This window comes from Streptomyces sp. URMC 126 (assembly GCF_051386555.1).
Classification (GTDB): domain Bacteria; phylum Actinomycetota; class Actinomycetes; order Streptomycetales; family Streptomycetaceae; genus Streptomyces.
Genome location: NZ_JBPQTX010000210.1, coordinates 1 through 12,928 on the forward strand (window position 1 = coordinate 1; position 12,928 = coordinate 12,928).

A 12,928-nucleotide genomic window follows, 5' to 3' on the forward strand; every position below is an offset into this window, starting at 1 on the left:
CACCCCAAGCTCCTCGCCCCCCAGCCGAACGGCTCCCCGCACCACGTGCACGTACAGCCACTCCCCCGCAGGCAGGGCGAGCCGCTCGCCGGCCCGCGGGCGCAGGACGTGCAGCGCGGCACCCGCGTTCGGGACCGTCAGCACAACCCCGTCGCGCACGGAACGCGCCACCTCGTACACCGGCGCCCCACCGCCCTCGACCGGGTCGAGCCACATCTGGAGGAACCGCAATGGCACCCCGGAAGCATTGCGCTCCACATGCCGCACCCCCGCCCCCGCACTCAGCCACTGCACGTCCCCCGCGCGCACCACCTCGACATGCCCGGCCGAGTCCTCGTGGACGAGCTCCCCCTCCACCACCCACGTGACGATCTCCACATCCCGGTGCGGGTGCTCGGCGAACCCCGCGCCCGGCGCGAGAAGCTCCTCGTTGCAGGCGATCAGGGAGCCGAAGCGCACGTTGTCGGGGTCGTAGAAACCGGAGAAGGAGAAGGCGTGCCGGGTCTCGATACCGGCCTCGGGATCGCCGCCCCGGTACCGTTCCGCCGCCCGCCACACCTGGATCCGCGCCTCGGTCATCGGGCTACGGTAGCCCGGCCGCCCCGAGGCGCACCCGAATAGGGCAGGCTTGTCCCCGTGCCTGAATCCGCCGCTCGCCCCCCGCATCCGCACAGCGCCACCCTGCGCAACCTGGAGAAGTCGTCCGGGACCCTGGCCGCCGCCGCCATCGCCAGGATGGACGCGCAGCTGCCGTGGTACCGGGCGATGCCGCCGGAGAACCGCTCGTGGATCGGGCTGGTGGCCCAGGCCGGTATCGCGGCCTTCACGGAGTGGTTCCGGCACCCGGAGACCCCCCAGGCGATCAGCACGGACGTCTTCGGGACCGCGCCCCGCGAGCTGACCCGGGCGATCACGCTGCGCCAGACCGTGGAGATGGTCCGGACGACGATCGAGGTCATGGAGTCGGCGATCGACGAGGTCGCCGCGCCGGGCGACGAGTCCGCCCTCCGCGAGGCGCTGCTCGTCTACGCCCGGGAGATCGCCTTCGCCACCGCGCAGGTGTACGCGCAGGCGGCCGAGGCGCGGGGCGCCTGGGACGCCCGGCTGGAGTCGCTGGTGGTCAACGCCGTGCTGTCGGGCGAGGCGGACGAGGGGGTGCTGTCCCGGGCCGCGGCGCTGGGCTGGAACTCGCCGGCGCATGTCGCGGTGGTGCTGGGGACGGCCCCGAACGGCGACAGCGAGCTGACCGTGGAGGCGATCCGGCGGGCGTCCCGGCACGCCAAGCTCCAGGTGCTGACCGGGGTGCTGGGCACCCGCCTGGTGGTGATCGCCGGTGGCAGCGACAACCCGCTCCAGGCGGCGAAGGCGCTGATCGGGCCGTTCGCCGCCGGTCCGGTGGTGGCCGGTCCCGTCGTCCCCGACCTGCTGGCGGCCACGCGGTCCGCGCAGGCCGCCGCCGCCGGCCTGAAGGCGTGTGCGGCCTGGCCGGACGCCCCCCGCCCGGTGCTCGCCGACGATCTCCTGCCGGAGCGGGCGATGGCCGGTGATCCTGTGGCGCGGGTGCAGTTGGTGGAGGAGATCTACAGACCGCTGGAGGAGGCGGGCTCCGCGCTGCTGGAGACGCTGAGCGTCTACCTGGAGCAGGCGAGCAGTCTGGAGGGCGCGGCGCGCATGCTGTTCGTCCACCCAAACACCGTGCGGTACCGGCTCCGACGTGTGACGGACGTCACCGGATGGTCGCCTTCCGATGTGCGTTCGGCCTTCACCCTGCGTATCGCGCTGATCCTGGGGCGTCTGGCCGACACGGAGTGACAGCCGTAGGCTTTTGTGGAACGCAAACAATTCCCCTGACGGTTCTTCGTCCCTGTCCCCACGGGTGACCGGACCCGTCCACGAGAGAGAGTGTGAGGGTGCTCGTACTCGTCGCTCCCGGCCAGGGCGCTCAGACGCCCGGCTTCCTGACCCCCTGGCTCGACCTCCCCGGCGTCACCGACCGCCTGCGGGACTGGTCGGAGGCCATCGACCTGGACCTCGTCCACTACGGCACGGACGCCGGCGAGGACGAGATCCGTGACACCGCCGTCGCCCAGCCGCTGCTGGTGGCCGCCGCGCTGGTGTCCGCGGGGCAGCTCTTCCCCACCGCTGACGACATCGTCCGGCGGGTGGGCGCCGCCGCCGGCCACAGCGTCGGCGAGCTCGCCGCCGCCGCCCTGACCGGTGTGCTGTCCGAGCGGGACGCCATGCTGCTCGTCCGCAAGCGGGGCCTGGCCATGGCCGAGGCCGCCGCCGTCACCGAGACGGGCATGTCGGCGCTGCTGGGCGGGGAGGCCGACGTCGTCCTCCCGCACCTGGAGAAGCTCGGCCTGACCCCGGCGAACGTCAACGGCGCCGGTCAGATCGTCGCCGCCGGTACCATGGAACAACTGGCGGCGCTCGCCGCGGACAAGCCCGAGGGCACCCGTCGCGTGGTGCCGCTGAAGGTCGCGGGCGCCTTCCACACCGAGCACATGGCCCCGGCGGTCTCCGTCCTGGAGACCGCGGCCCGCGAGCTGGAGCCGGCCGCTCCGCGCACCCGCTACGTCTCCAACCGCGACGGAGCGGTGGTGACGGACGGCGCCGACGTGGTGGCGCGGCTGGTCGGCCAGGTGGCCAACCCGGTCCGCTGGGACCTGTGCATGGAGACCTTCAAGGAGCTGGGCGTCACGGCGATCATCGAAGCGGCCCCCGGCGGCACCCTGACGGGCATCGCCAAGCGCGCCCTGCCCGGTGTGAAGACGCTGGCCCTCAAGACGCCGGCCGATCTGGACGCCGCCCGCGAGCTGATCGCCGAGCACGGCGACAACACGGCCGACACGTCGGCCGCGTAAGGAGCCCCGGACATGACTGCCAAGATCAAGCCCGCCAAGGGCGCGCCCTACGCGCGCATCATGGGCGTGGGCGGCTACCGCCCGGTGCGCGTCGTCCCCAACGAGGAGATCCTCAAGCGGATCGATTCCTCGGACGAGTGGATCCGCTCCCGCTCCGGCATCGCCACCCGGCACTGGGCCGGCCCCGAGGAGACGGTGGCCACCATGTCGGTGGAGGCCGCGGGCAAGGCCATCGCCGCCGCCGGCATCACCCCGGAGCGGATCGGGGCCGTGCTGGTCTCGACGGTGTCGCACTTCAAGCAGACCCCGGCCATCGCCACCGAGATCGCCCACCGGATCGGCGCCGGCAAGCCGGCCGCCTTCGACATCTCCGCCGGCTGCGCGGGCTTCGGCTACGGCCTGACCATGGCCAAGGCCCTGGTCACGGACGGTTCGGCCGAGTACGTGCTGGTCATCGGCGTGGAGCGGCTGTCGGACCTGACGGACCTGGACGACCGTTCCACGGCGTTCCTGTTCGGTGACGGCGCCGGCGCCGTGGTCGTGGGCCCGGCGCAGGAGCCGGCCATCGGCCCGACGGTGTGGGGCTCGGAGGGCGACAAGGCGGAGACCATCCGGCAGAACCTGCCGTGGGACGTCTACCGCGAGAGCAGCGAGGTCCGTACCGAGGTCCGCTTCCCGGCCATCACGCAGGAGGGCCAGGCGGTGTTCCGCTGGGCCGTCTTCGAGATGGCGAAGATCGCCCAGCAGGCGCTGGACGAGGCCGGCATCACCGCCGATGACCTGGACGTCTTCATTCCGCACCAGGCGAACATGCGGATCATCGATTCGATGGTCAAAACGCTGAAGCTGCCGGAGAATGTCGTGGTCGCCCGGGACGTGGAGACCACCGGGAACACCTCGGCGGCCTCCATCCCGCTGGCCATGGAGCGCCTCCTGGCCACCGGCGCGGCGAAGAGCGGCGACACCGCGCTGCTCATCGGCTTCGGGGCGGGTCTCGTGTTCGCCGCGACGGTCGTTACCCTCCCCTAGGCGAGATCCGCACGGAACGGCACCAGCCGACCACGGTGCGGGAGCTCTCCACCGCAGTTCCCTGAGCAGTTTTTCCAGAACCACCGCACAATTAAGGAGCGCCACCATGGCCGCCACGCAGGAAGAGATCCTCAAGGGCCTCGCCGAGATCGTCAACGAGATCGCCGGCATCCCGGTCGAGGACGTCAAGCTGGACAAGTCCTTCACCGACGACCTGGACGTCGACTCGCTCTCCATGGTGGAGGTCGTCGTCGCCGCCGAGGAGCGCTTCGAGGTCAAGATCCCGGACGAGGACGTCAAGAACCTGAAGACGGTCGGTGACGCGGCCGACTACATCCTCAAGCACCAGAGCTGATCCCCCCGCGTTCGTCGCCACCCCGGCGGGTGGCGTTTCCAGCACCTCTATTCGTGGAGACAGAATTCCTGTGAACTCGACCAATCGCACCGTGGTCGTCACCGGTATCGGCGCAACCACACCGCTGGGTGGCGACAGCGCGTCTACCTGGGAAGGGCTGCTCGCCGGGCGTTCCGGCGTGAAGCCCCTTGAAGGCGAGCGGTTCGCCGACCTCCCGGTCCGGATCGCCGCCACGGCGGCGGTCGACCCGTCCGAGGTCCTGCCCCGCCCCCTGACCCGCAAGCTCGACCGGTCGGCGCAGTTCGCGCTGATCGCGGCCCGCGAGGCCTGGGCCGACGCGGGCTACACCGCCCGGGCCGGCGAGGACGCGGCCATCGCCCCCGAGCGGCTGGGCGCGGTCATCGCCTCCGGCATCGGCGGCGTGCAGACCCTGCTCGACCAGTACGACGTGCTCAAGGAGAAGGGCGCCCGCCGCGTCTCCCCGCACACCGTGCCGATGCTGATGCCCAACAGCCCGTCCGCCAACGTCGGCCTGGAGGTGAACGCCCAGGCGGGCGTGCACACCCCGGTCAGCGCCTGCGCGTCCGGCGCCGAGGCCATCGGCTACGCCGTGGAGATGATCCGTACCGGCCGTGCCGACGTGGTCGTCGCGGGCGGCACCGAGGCGGCCATCCACCCGCTGCCCGTCGCGGCCTTCGCCAGCATGATGGCGATGTCCAAGAACAACGACGAGCCGCAGAAGGCCTCCCGCCCCTACGACAAGAACCGTGACGGCTTCGTCCTGGGCGAAGGCGCCGGCGTCGTGATCCTGGAGTCCGCCGAGCACGCGGCCCGCCGCGGCGCCCGCGTGTACTGCGAAATCCTGGGCCAGGGCCTGTCCGCGGACAGCCACCACATCGCGCAGCCCGAGCCCACCGGCCGGGGCATCGCCGCGGCGCTCCAGGGCCTGCTGGCCTCCAGCGACCTCAAGCCGTCCGAGGTGATGCACCTCAACGCGCACGCCACCTCGACCCCGCAGGGCGACCTCGCGGAGATCAAGGCGCTGCGCAAGGTGCTGGGCGACGACCTCGACCACGTCGCGGTCTCCGCCACCAAGTCGATGACCGGCCACCTGCTGGGCGGCGCCGGCGGCGTCGAGACGGTCGCGACCGTCCTCGCGCTGTACCACCGCACGGCCCCGCCGACCATCAACGTCGACGAGCTGGACGAGGAGATCGACGCGGACGTCGTCCGCGGCGAGCCCCGAAAGCTCCCCGAGGGCACCATCGCGGCGATCAACAACTCGTTCGGCTTCGGCGGCCACAACGTGGTGCTCGCCCTGCGGACGGTCTGACGCCCGCCTGACGCACGAAGGCCCGCCCGGTCGGAGACGACCGGGCGGGCCTTCGGCGTTCACCGCTCCCGTGGTTCCCCGAAGCTGGCGAAGTACGAGGCCGCCATGTCCTCGTCGCCGTGCCCCTGCTCGACGGCCCGCCGGAAGCGCTCCGCCCCGGCCTCCGCGACGTCGAGCCGCACGCCGGCCCGCTCCCCGGCGGCCACGATGAGGCGGGCGTCCTTCTCCGCGGTGACGGTGGCGAAGCTCGGCGGGGTGAGACCGCCGTCGAGCAGCAGGGCGGACTTGGCCCGCAGGTAGCCCATGTCCAGCGGGCCGCCCTCGATGGCCGCCAGGAAGTCCCGGGCGTCCACGCCCAGCCCCTCGGCGAGCGCCAGCGCCTCGGCGGTGCCGTGCGTCACGGCCAGCACCCAGCTGTTGAGCACCAGCTTCAGCCGGGAGGCGCTGCCCGCGGCGCCCTCCTCGCCCGTCCACACCGTCCGCGTGCCCACGGCGTCCAGGACGGGGGCGAGCGCGGGGCGGACGGCGGCGGGCCCTGCGGCGAGGACGGTGAGCTCGCCCTTCTCGGCCGGCGCCCGGGTGCCCAGGACCGGGGCGTCCACGAAGACGAGGCCGTGCTCGTCGGCGAGGGCCGCGAAGTCGTCGAGGACGTCGAGGCCGGCGGTGGTCGACTGGAGCCACACCGCGCCCGATCGCAGTCCGGGGGCGGCGCGGCGCATGACGTCCAGGACGGCCGCGCCGTCGTACAGCATGGTGAGAACGGTGTCGGCGTCGCGGACGGCCTCTTCGGGGGTCCCGGCGATCCGGACCCCTTCGGCCGCGAGCGGTTCGGTCTTGGCGGGGTCGCGGTTCCAGGCCCGGACGTCGAGGCCCGCGCGGGCGAGGTTGCGCGCCATGGCGGCGCCCATGATGCCGGTGCCGAGGACGACGACGGAAGCGGTGTGGGTCATGTCCGAACCGTACGAGCTGGAGTGCGCTCGAAGGCAAGTCCGCCGGTCACACCACCTGGTGGAGCCACCGCACCGGCGCGCCCTCGCCCGCGTGCCGGAAGGGTTCCAGTTCGTCGTCCCAGGGCTTGCCGAGGAGGCCGGCCACCTCGGCGGCCAGGTCGGTCTCGCCCCGCTGGGCACGGCCCAGGGCGGCGCGGAGGCGGTCCTCGGGAACCAGGATGTCACCGTGGACGCCGGTGACCGCGTGGAAGAGGCCCAGGTCGGGGGTGGAGCTGTAGCGCTCGCCCTCGGTGCCGGCGGCGGGGTCCGAGGTCACCTCGTAGCGGAGCAGGTGCCAGCCGCGAAGGGCGGAGGCGAGGCGGGAGGCGGTGCCGGGGCGGCCCTGCCAGGAGAATTCCGTGCGCCAGGTGCCGGGGGCGGCGGGCTGCCGGATCCAGTCGAGGGTGACGCGGGCGCCGAGCACCCCTTCGACGGCCCACTCGACGTGGGGGCAGAGCGCGCGCGGCGCGGAGTGCACGTAGAGCACGCCACGTGTCGTCACCGGGACCTCCAGTGCGGTTCGAGGTTCGCCTTCCTCAGCGGCCTCGCGTCCGTACCGGTCCCGCCCGGGGCGGCACCGGACGTTCCGTCCCCATGGCCCCTCCCGCACCAGCTCGCGAGGTTACCAACAGTAAACACCATAGGGGGCAATTTTCCGGAAAGGGACAGGATGTGACGTGTTGTGATCCGGCGCAGTGGTGGTGCGAACAGGACCGGTAAGGCCTCGATCGCTCCCGGGAGGAACGCCGCGCGCCGCCGGGACTCCGGCCGGGTGACGTACCGTCGGTCCCGTACACCTGTCACCCGGCCGGAGGGGGAAGACGATGCGCACCAGCACCGACCGCCCGTCGCGGGCCGCCGCCGCGGCGCTCACGGCGGTGGCGGCGCTCACCGCGGGGCTGCTCACCGCGGGCTGCGACGACCGGGGTCCGGGCGCGGCGGCCGAGCGTCCGGCGGCGAAGCCGAGAGCGAGCGCGGGACCGGTCTGGAACACCCGGCCCGGCTCCCTGGCCTCCCTGGGCGACTCGATCACCCGGGGCTTCGACGCCTGCCGGCTGCTCAAGGACTGCCCGGAGGTCTCCTGGGCCACCGGCACCGAGGTGGACAGCCTCGCGGCCCGGCTGCTGCCCTCGCCGCAGGCGCGGAGCTGGAACTTCGCCCGGACGGGCGCGCGGATGGCGGACCTCCCCCGCCAGGTGCGCGCGGCCGTCCCGCACCGGCCGGAGCTGGTGACGGTGCTGCTCGGGGCGAACGACGCCTGCCGGGCCGACGTGGCCGAGATGACGTCGGTGAAGGACTTCCGGGCCGGCTTCGAGAAGTCGATGAAGGAGCTCCGCCGGTCTCTGCCGAAGACGCAGGTGTACGTGGCGAGCGTCCCGGACCTCAAACGGCTGTGGTCGGAGGGGAGCAAGAGCCCGCTGGGCAAGCAGGTGTGGAAGCTGGGGATCTGCCCGTCGATGCTGCGCGACTCCGAGCTGGTGGACGCCCCCACCCGCGAGCGGCGGGAGAAGGTGGACCGGCGGGTGAAGGAGTACAACGCCGTCCTGGAGGACGTCTGCCGCCGTGACCTGCTGTGCCGCTACGACGGGGGGTCGGTGCACGCCTACGGGTTCACCGGCGCGGACCTCAGCCACTGGGACTGGTTCCACCCCAGCAAGGAGGGCCAGCGGCAGCTCGCCGAGCTCGCCTACCGGCGGATCACGGCCGGGGGCCGCTGACCCGCACCGGCTTGGACGGGTGCGGCGGGCGCGGCGGATGCGACGGGCGGGGGCGGCGTCCGTCAGGTGACCCCGCCCCCGCCCGTCCCGCACGGTAGCGGATGATCGCCTCCCGGCGGGCCAACTCGCCCTCCTCCGGGGGTGGTTCGACCGTCTGTGCGGTGACCGTTCGACGCCGTCGCGGCGGCCCGGGGCGGTCGCGACGGCCCTCGCCGGGCTCACTCGGTGCTGTCGCGGTGGGCGCGCAGGCCGACGTCGAGGACGCCCTCCCAGTCCGTCAGCTCCTCGACGAGCGGGTGCGCGGGCTTCCGTCCCTCCAGCCCCAGCACCACCTCGGCCTCCCGGCCCTTCCCCTTGCCCTTGCCGTTCTCGCCCTCCCGGGACTCGGAGTGGATGTGCACGTCCGTGACGCGGAAGCCCCGGCTGGTGCAGAGTTCCAGGACCCGGCCGAGCACCCCGCGGCGCGTCCGGTAGGAGAGCAGCAGCTCGAACCGCTCGACCGTGGGCACCGCCGTCAGCCGGCGGGTGAGCAGCGGGAAGCCGCGGACGACCAGGAAGTGCACCACCGTGGCGGCGGCGCCGAGCAGGGGCAGGCCGCCGCCGCAGGCCATGCCCACGGCGCAGGTGAGCCATATCGTCGCGGCGGTGGTCAGGCCGCGGACCGCGTCGCGGCGTACGAAGATCAGGCCGCCGCCGATGAACCCGATGCCGGAGACGATCTGCGCGGCGACGCGCGAACCGTCGAAGGCCGAGCCGGCCAGGCCGTTCGCCGGGCCGAAGCCGTGCAGGGAGACCTCGACGAAGAGCGCGCTGCCCACCCCGACCAGGGTGTGGGTGCGCAGGCCCGCGCTCTTCTGCTGGAGTTCGCGCTCCAGGCCGATGAGGGAGGAGAGGAGCAGGGCGAGGCCCAGTTCGGTGAACTGCCGGGCGCCCTGGCCGGCACCCGTGCCGAACAGCGCGGACGCCCAGGAGTGGCCGAGGGATATGAGGGGGTGTGCTGCGATGAACTCGGCTGTGTTCATGCGTCATTGTGGCCTGAAAGCAGTCTGCGGGGGGCCGGAATCCTTCGGTGAGGCGGGTGACAGGGACACCTCTTTCGCGAGGTGGACAACGCTGATTTCATACGGCCCCATGAGACTCACCAAGCTCGCACCGCGTCTTCCGGGCGCCGCCCTCGTCGCCTCCGCGCTGGCCCTGTCCTGCCTCGCCACCCCCATGGCGACCGCCGCGGGAACGACCGCTCCCGGCGGCCCGGCGGCGCCTACCCGGGAGGAGGGCCGGCTGGACGGCCCGGCCCCCCGGGAGATCCTGCGGCGCTCCGGTTTCGACGGGGCGGCCGGTGACCTCGCCGGGGCGCTGGCCCGCGCGCGGACGCCCGCGCAGGCCGAGCGGGCGGCCGCCGACGCGGGCCGCCGGCTGTGGCGGCGGGCGGTGGACCGGGCCCAGGGCCGCGGCCCGGCGGCCGGCGACCTGCCCCGCGACGACGACCGCCCGCTGTACTGGGCACGGCTGAGCCTCACCCGTGAACTGCGGGCCTGGAAGCCGGGGTTCCCACTGTCCGGCGAGCGGCGCGCGGCCCTGCTGGACGCGGTGGAGCGCGGCTCGCGCGGTCAGGACTCCCTCGACTTCCCCGCGGGGCACAAGGTCAGGCGGGTGCTGGTCACCGGCTTCGACCCGTTCCGCCTCGACGACGACATACGGCGCTCCAACCCGTCGGGCGCGGCGGCGCTCGCGCTGGACGGCACGGTGATCGACACCCCGTCGGGCCCGGCCCGGGTGGAGGCGGCCGTCTTCCCGGTGCGCTGGGAGGACTTCGCGCGGGGCACGGTGGAGCGGACGCTGCTGCCGTACTTCCGCCCCGGCCCCCGCCGGGTGGACCTGTTCACCACGATCAGCCAGGGCCGCCCGGGCCGCTTCGACGTGGAGCGGACCAACGGCGCCTGGCGCGGCGGCGCCACGGACAACGAGCGGCTCACCGGCGGCCCGGGTCCGGTGCCCGTACCGGCCGGGATCCCGACCGTGCGCCCGCAGCCGCAGTGGACGCGGACCACACTGCCGTACACCGCGCTGACCTCGGCGGACACCGGCCCGTACCCGGTGTACGACAACACGGCGGTGACCGAGGTCCCGGCCGGTTCGCACACGCCCGTCGAGCGGCCGGACGGGCCGACGCCGGGTTCCGCGGCGCGCGAGGGCGGCGGGGGCGACTACCTGTCCAACGAGATCGCGTACCGGGCGACGCTGCTGCGCGACGCCACCCGGCTCCGGGTGCCGGGCGGCCATCTGCACACGCCCGTGCTGCGGTTCGGCGCGGACAACCAGGCACCGGCGGGCCGCGTCACGGATCCGGAGTTCGAGCGGGAGCGGCAGCGGATCACCGCGCAGGTGCGGGCGCTGCTGGGGGTGGCAGCGGGCACCCTCGGACGGTCATGATGAGGACATGATCATCGCAAGCGCGCAGTTCACGGCCCGGCCGGGCGACATCGGGGCCAATGTCGAGACCATGGCCGGGCTGGTCCGCGAGGCGGCCGGGAAGGGCGCCTCGCTGGTGGCCTTCCCCGAGCTGGCCGTCACGGGGTACGAGTTGGCCGCGATCGACGCCGATCCCGGCCGGCTGGCCCTGGAGCCCGACGACCCCCGCCTCGTACCGCTCCGCGAGGCGTGCCGGGAGACCGGCACGGCGGCCGTCGTCAACTGCGCCGGGAGCCCCCGCGCGGCCGGTGCCGGGCCGACGATCAGCGCGTTCGTGTACGGGCCGGACGGCGCGCCGGTCACCCGCTACGACAAGCGGCACGTGACGGAGAAGGAGGCCGCGGCCGGCTTCGCGGCGGGCACCGAGGACGGCGGCCGGTTCGTTCTGGACGGCGTCCGGATCGGCCTCGCGATCTGCTACGACGTCGACTTCCCCGACATCGGCGCCCGGGCCGCGGCGGACGGCTGCGCGCTGCTGGTGGCCACCTCGCTGTACGGCAGCGACGGCGGCCGGGAGGAGCGGGACCGGCTGTTCCCGGCGCTGGCCCGGGACCACGGGATGCATGTGCTGCTTGCCAACCACGTGGGCCCGGCGGGCGGTTACGTCGGCTGCGGCGGCAGCGGGGTGTGGGGGCCGGACGGCGGTCTCCTCGCCGCGGCGCCGGAGGCGGCGCCGGGCGTGGTGACGGCGGACGTGCCGCTCTGACGGCGTCCGGCCCCCGCGCGGGCGTCAGCGGACGGAGAGGGTGACCTCGATGTTGCCGCGGGTGGCGTTGGAGTACGGGCAGACCTGGTGCGCCTTCTCGACCAGGGCGAGGGCGGTGGCCTCGTCCACGTTCGGGATGTGCGCGGAGATCGCGACCTTCAGGCCGAAGCCGCCCTCCGGCGTCTTGCCGATGCCGACCTCGGCGGTGACGGTGGAGCCGGAGATGTCGGCCTTCTCCTGGCGGGCGACGACGCCGAGCGCGCCCTGGAAGCAGGCGCTGTACCCGGCGGCGAAGAGCTGCTCGGGGTTGGTGCCGGCGCCGCTGCCGCCCAGCTCCTTCGGCGGGTTGACGACGACGTCGAGCTTGCCGTCGTCGCTGGCGACGCGGCCGTCACGGCCGTTCTCGGCGGTGGCGACGGCGGTGTAGGCGACGGCGACGGGCTGGATGCTCATGGGTGCTCCTTCGGAGGGTCGGTAAGGGGGGTCAGCCGGCGAGGGAGACGATCATCTTGCCGGTGTTCTCGCCGCGCAGCATGCCCAGGAAGGCGTCGGCGGTGTTCTCGATGCCGTGCACGACGGTCTCGTCCCGCTTCAGGGCGCCGGACCGGATCCAGCCGCCGACCTCCTCGAAGAACTGCTGCCGCAGGTGGTCGTGGTCCATGACGATCATGCCCTGGAGGCGCAGCCGCTTGGCGATGAGCAGGGCGAGGTTGCGCGGGCCGGGCGCCGGCTCGGTGGCGTTGTACTGGGAGATGGCGCCGCAGATCGTGACGCGGCCGTGGAGGTTGAGGGCGCCGATGGCGGCCTCCAGGTGGTCGCCGCCGACGTTGTCGAAGTAGACGTCGATGCCGTCGGGGGCGGCCTCGGCGAGCTGCTCGGCGACCGGGCCGTTCTTGTAGTTGAAGGCGGCGTCGAAGCCGTACTCCTCGACGAGGCGGCGCACCTTCTCGTCGGAGCCGGCGCTGCCGATCACCCGGGAGGCGCCCTTGAGCTTGGCGATCTGCCCGACCTGGCTGCCGACGGCGCCGGCCGCGCCGGAGACGAAGACGGCGTCGCCCTCCTTGAAGGAGGCGACCTCCAGCAGGCCCGCGTAGGCGGTCATGCCCGGCATGCCGAGCGCGCCGAGGTAGGCGGAGAGCGGTACGTCGCCCGCGTCGGCCTTGACGGCGTACTTGGCGTCGAGGACGGCGTGCTCGCGCCAGCCGAGGTCGTGCAGGACGTGGTCGCCGACGGCGAAGCCCTCGGCGCGGGAGGCGACGACCTCGCCGATCGCGCCGCCGGTCATCGGCTTGTCCAGCGCGAAGGGCTCGACGTAGGTCTTCTGGCCGGTCATCCGGCCGCGCATGTACGGGTCGACCGACAGGTGCAGGTTGCGCACGGCGATCTGGCCCTCGGCGGGCTCGGCGAGGGGGATCTCGCGGAGGTCGAAGTCGGCGGGGGTGGGGGTGCCCTGGGGGTG

Annotated in this window: 13 protein-coding genes and 1 pseudogene; 8 read left to right on the forward strand and 6 right to left on the reverse strand. The window is 73.5% G+C overall.

The features are described 5' to 3' along the window. Positions 1-579, reverse strand: a 579-nt coding sequence (locus tag ACSNOK_RS22865; RefSeq protein ID WP_436782623.1) for a pirin family protein, incomplete at its 3' end; no start/stop codon positions are given. Between the two features lie 57 nt (positions 580-636). Here ACSNOK_RS22865 and ACSNOK_RS22870 point away from each other — a divergent pair. The 5 genes from ACSNOK_RS22870 to fabF all read left to right on the forward strand — a co-directional run bounded on the left by ACSNOK_RS22870 (position 637) and on the right by fabF (position 5,584). Then, the gene (locus tag ACSNOK_RS22870; RefSeq protein WP_436782624.1) at positions 637-1,812 is read left to right on the forward strand and encodes a PucR family transcriptional regulator; all 1,176 of its coding nucleotides are present in this window, start codon (positions 637-639) and stop codon (positions 1,810-1,812) included. A gap of 98 nt (positions 1,813-1,910) precedes the next feature. Beyond that, positions 1,911-2,867, forward strand: a complete 957-nt coding sequence (locus tag ACSNOK_RS22875; protein ID WP_436782625.1) for an ACP S-malonyltransferase — start codon at positions 1,911-1,913, stop codon at positions 2,865-2,867. 12 nt (positions 2,868-2,879) lie between these two features. Next, positions 2,880-3,896, forward strand: coding sequence for a ketoacyl-ACP synthase III (locus ACSNOK_RS22880; RefSeq protein ID WP_436782626.1), 1,017 nt, complete (start codon positions 2,880-2,882; stop codon positions 3,894-3,896). A 106-nt stretch (positions 3,897-4,002) separates the two neighbouring features. After that, positions 4,003-4,251, forward strand: coding sequence for an acyl carrier protein (locus tag ACSNOK_RS22885; protein WP_436782627.1), 249 nt, complete (start codon positions 4,003-4,005; stop codon positions 4,249-4,251). Positions 4,252-4,321: 70 nt separating this feature from the next. Beyond that, positions 4,322-5,584 (forward strand): beta-ketoacyl-ACP synthase II, encoded by a 1,263-nt coding sequence (gene fabF / locus ACSNOK_RS22890; protein WP_436782628.1) that lies wholly within the window; start codon positions 4,322-4,324, stop codon positions 5,582-5,584. Positions 5,585-5,643: 59 nt separating this feature from the next. Here the strand turns inward: fabF and ACSNOK_RS22895 are convergent. After that, a pseudogene (locus tag ACSNOK_RS22895) lies at positions 5,644-6,552 on the reverse strand (NAD(P)-dependent oxidoreductase); the annotation flags it as partial. 28 nt (positions 6,553-6,580) lie between these two features. Next, entirely contained in the window at positions 6,581-7,075 is a 495-nt protein-coding gene (locus ACSNOK_RS22900; RefSeq protein ID WP_436782629.1) for a DUF3145 domain-containing protein, read from the reverse strand. Between the two features lie 322 nt (positions 7,076-7,397). Here ACSNOK_RS22900 and ACSNOK_RS22905 point away from each other — a divergent pair, with 322 nt between their 5' ends. Next, positions 7,398-8,291, forward strand: a complete 894-nt coding sequence (locus ACSNOK_RS22905; protein WP_436782630.1) for an SGNH/GDSL hydrolase family protein — start codon at positions 7,398-7,400, stop codon at positions 8,289-8,291. 218 nt (positions 8,292-8,509) lie between these two features. Here the strand turns inward: ACSNOK_RS22905 and ACSNOK_RS22910 are convergent, their stop codons facing one another. Further along, complete coding sequence (locus tag ACSNOK_RS22910) at positions 8,510-9,313, reverse strand: MgtC/SapB family protein (RefSeq protein WP_436782631.1); 804 nt, start codon at positions 9,311-9,313, stop codon at positions 8,510-8,512. Between the two features lie 109 nt (positions 9,314-9,422). On the opposite strand from ACSNOK_RS22910, the gene ACSNOK_RS22915 reads away from it, so the two are divergent. Both ACSNOK_RS22915 and ACSNOK_RS22920 read left to right on the forward strand, forming a co-directional pair. Next, positions 9,423-10,724: a pyroglutamyl peptidase gene (locus ACSNOK_RS22915; RefSeq protein ID WP_436782632.1), complete on the forward strand. Its 1,302-nt coding sequence runs from the start codon at positions 9,423-9,425 to the stop codon at positions 10,722-10,724. A gap of 7 nt (positions 10,725-10,731) precedes the next feature. Continuing rightward, a complete protein-coding gene (locus tag ACSNOK_RS22920) occupies positions 10,732-11,469 on the forward strand; it encodes a carbon-nitrogen hydrolase family protein (RefSeq protein WP_436782633.1) in 738 nt (245 codons plus the stop codon). Between the two features lie 24 nt (positions 11,470-11,493). Here ACSNOK_RS22920 and ACSNOK_RS22925 read toward each other — a convergent pair whose 3' ends face one another. Both ACSNOK_RS22925 and ACSNOK_RS22930 read right to left on the reverse strand, forming a co-directional pair. Next, positions 11,494-11,922: an organic hydroperoxide resistance protein gene (locus ACSNOK_RS22925; protein ID WP_436782634.1), complete on the reverse strand. Its 429-nt coding sequence runs from the start codon at positions 11,920-11,922 to the stop codon at positions 11,494-11,496. 31 nt (positions 11,923-11,953) lie between these two features. Further along, on the reverse strand, positions 11,954-12,928 hold a 975-nt coding region (locus ACSNOK_RS22930; protein ID WP_436782635.1), incomplete at its 5' end, for an NADP-dependent oxidoreductase.

Bases quoted from the DNA above. Each gene is read 5' to 3' on its own strand.
- ACSNOK_RS22885 (WP_436782627.1), top strand. From the start codon at position 4,003: ATGGCCGCCACGCAGGAAGAGATCCTCAAGGGCCTCGCCGAGATCGTC.
- ACSNOK_RS22915 (WP_436782632.1), top strand. From the start codon at position 9,423: ATGAGACTCACCAAGCTCGCACCGCGTCTTCCGGGCGCCGCCCTCGTC.
- ACSNOK_RS22910 (WP_436782631.1), bottom strand. From the start codon at position 9,313: ATGAACACAGCCGAGTTCATCGCAGCACACCCCCTCATATCCCTCGGC.
- ACSNOK_RS22925 (WP_436782634.1), bottom strand. From the start codon at position 11,922: ATGAGCATCCAGCCCGTCGCCGTCGCCTACACCGCCGTCGCCACCGCC.
- ACSNOK_RS22880 (WP_436782626.1), top strand. From the start codon at position 2,880: ATGACTGCCAAGATCAAGCCCGCCAAGGGCGCGCCCTACGCGCGCATC.
- ACSNOK_RS22905 (WP_436782630.1), top strand. From the start codon at position 7,398: ATGCGCACCAGCACCGACCGCCCGTCGCGGGCCGCCGCCGCGGCGCTC.
- ACSNOK_RS22920 (WP_436782633.1), top strand. From the start codon at position 10,732: ATGATCATCGCAAGCGCGCAGTTCACGGCCCGGCCGGGCGACATCGGG.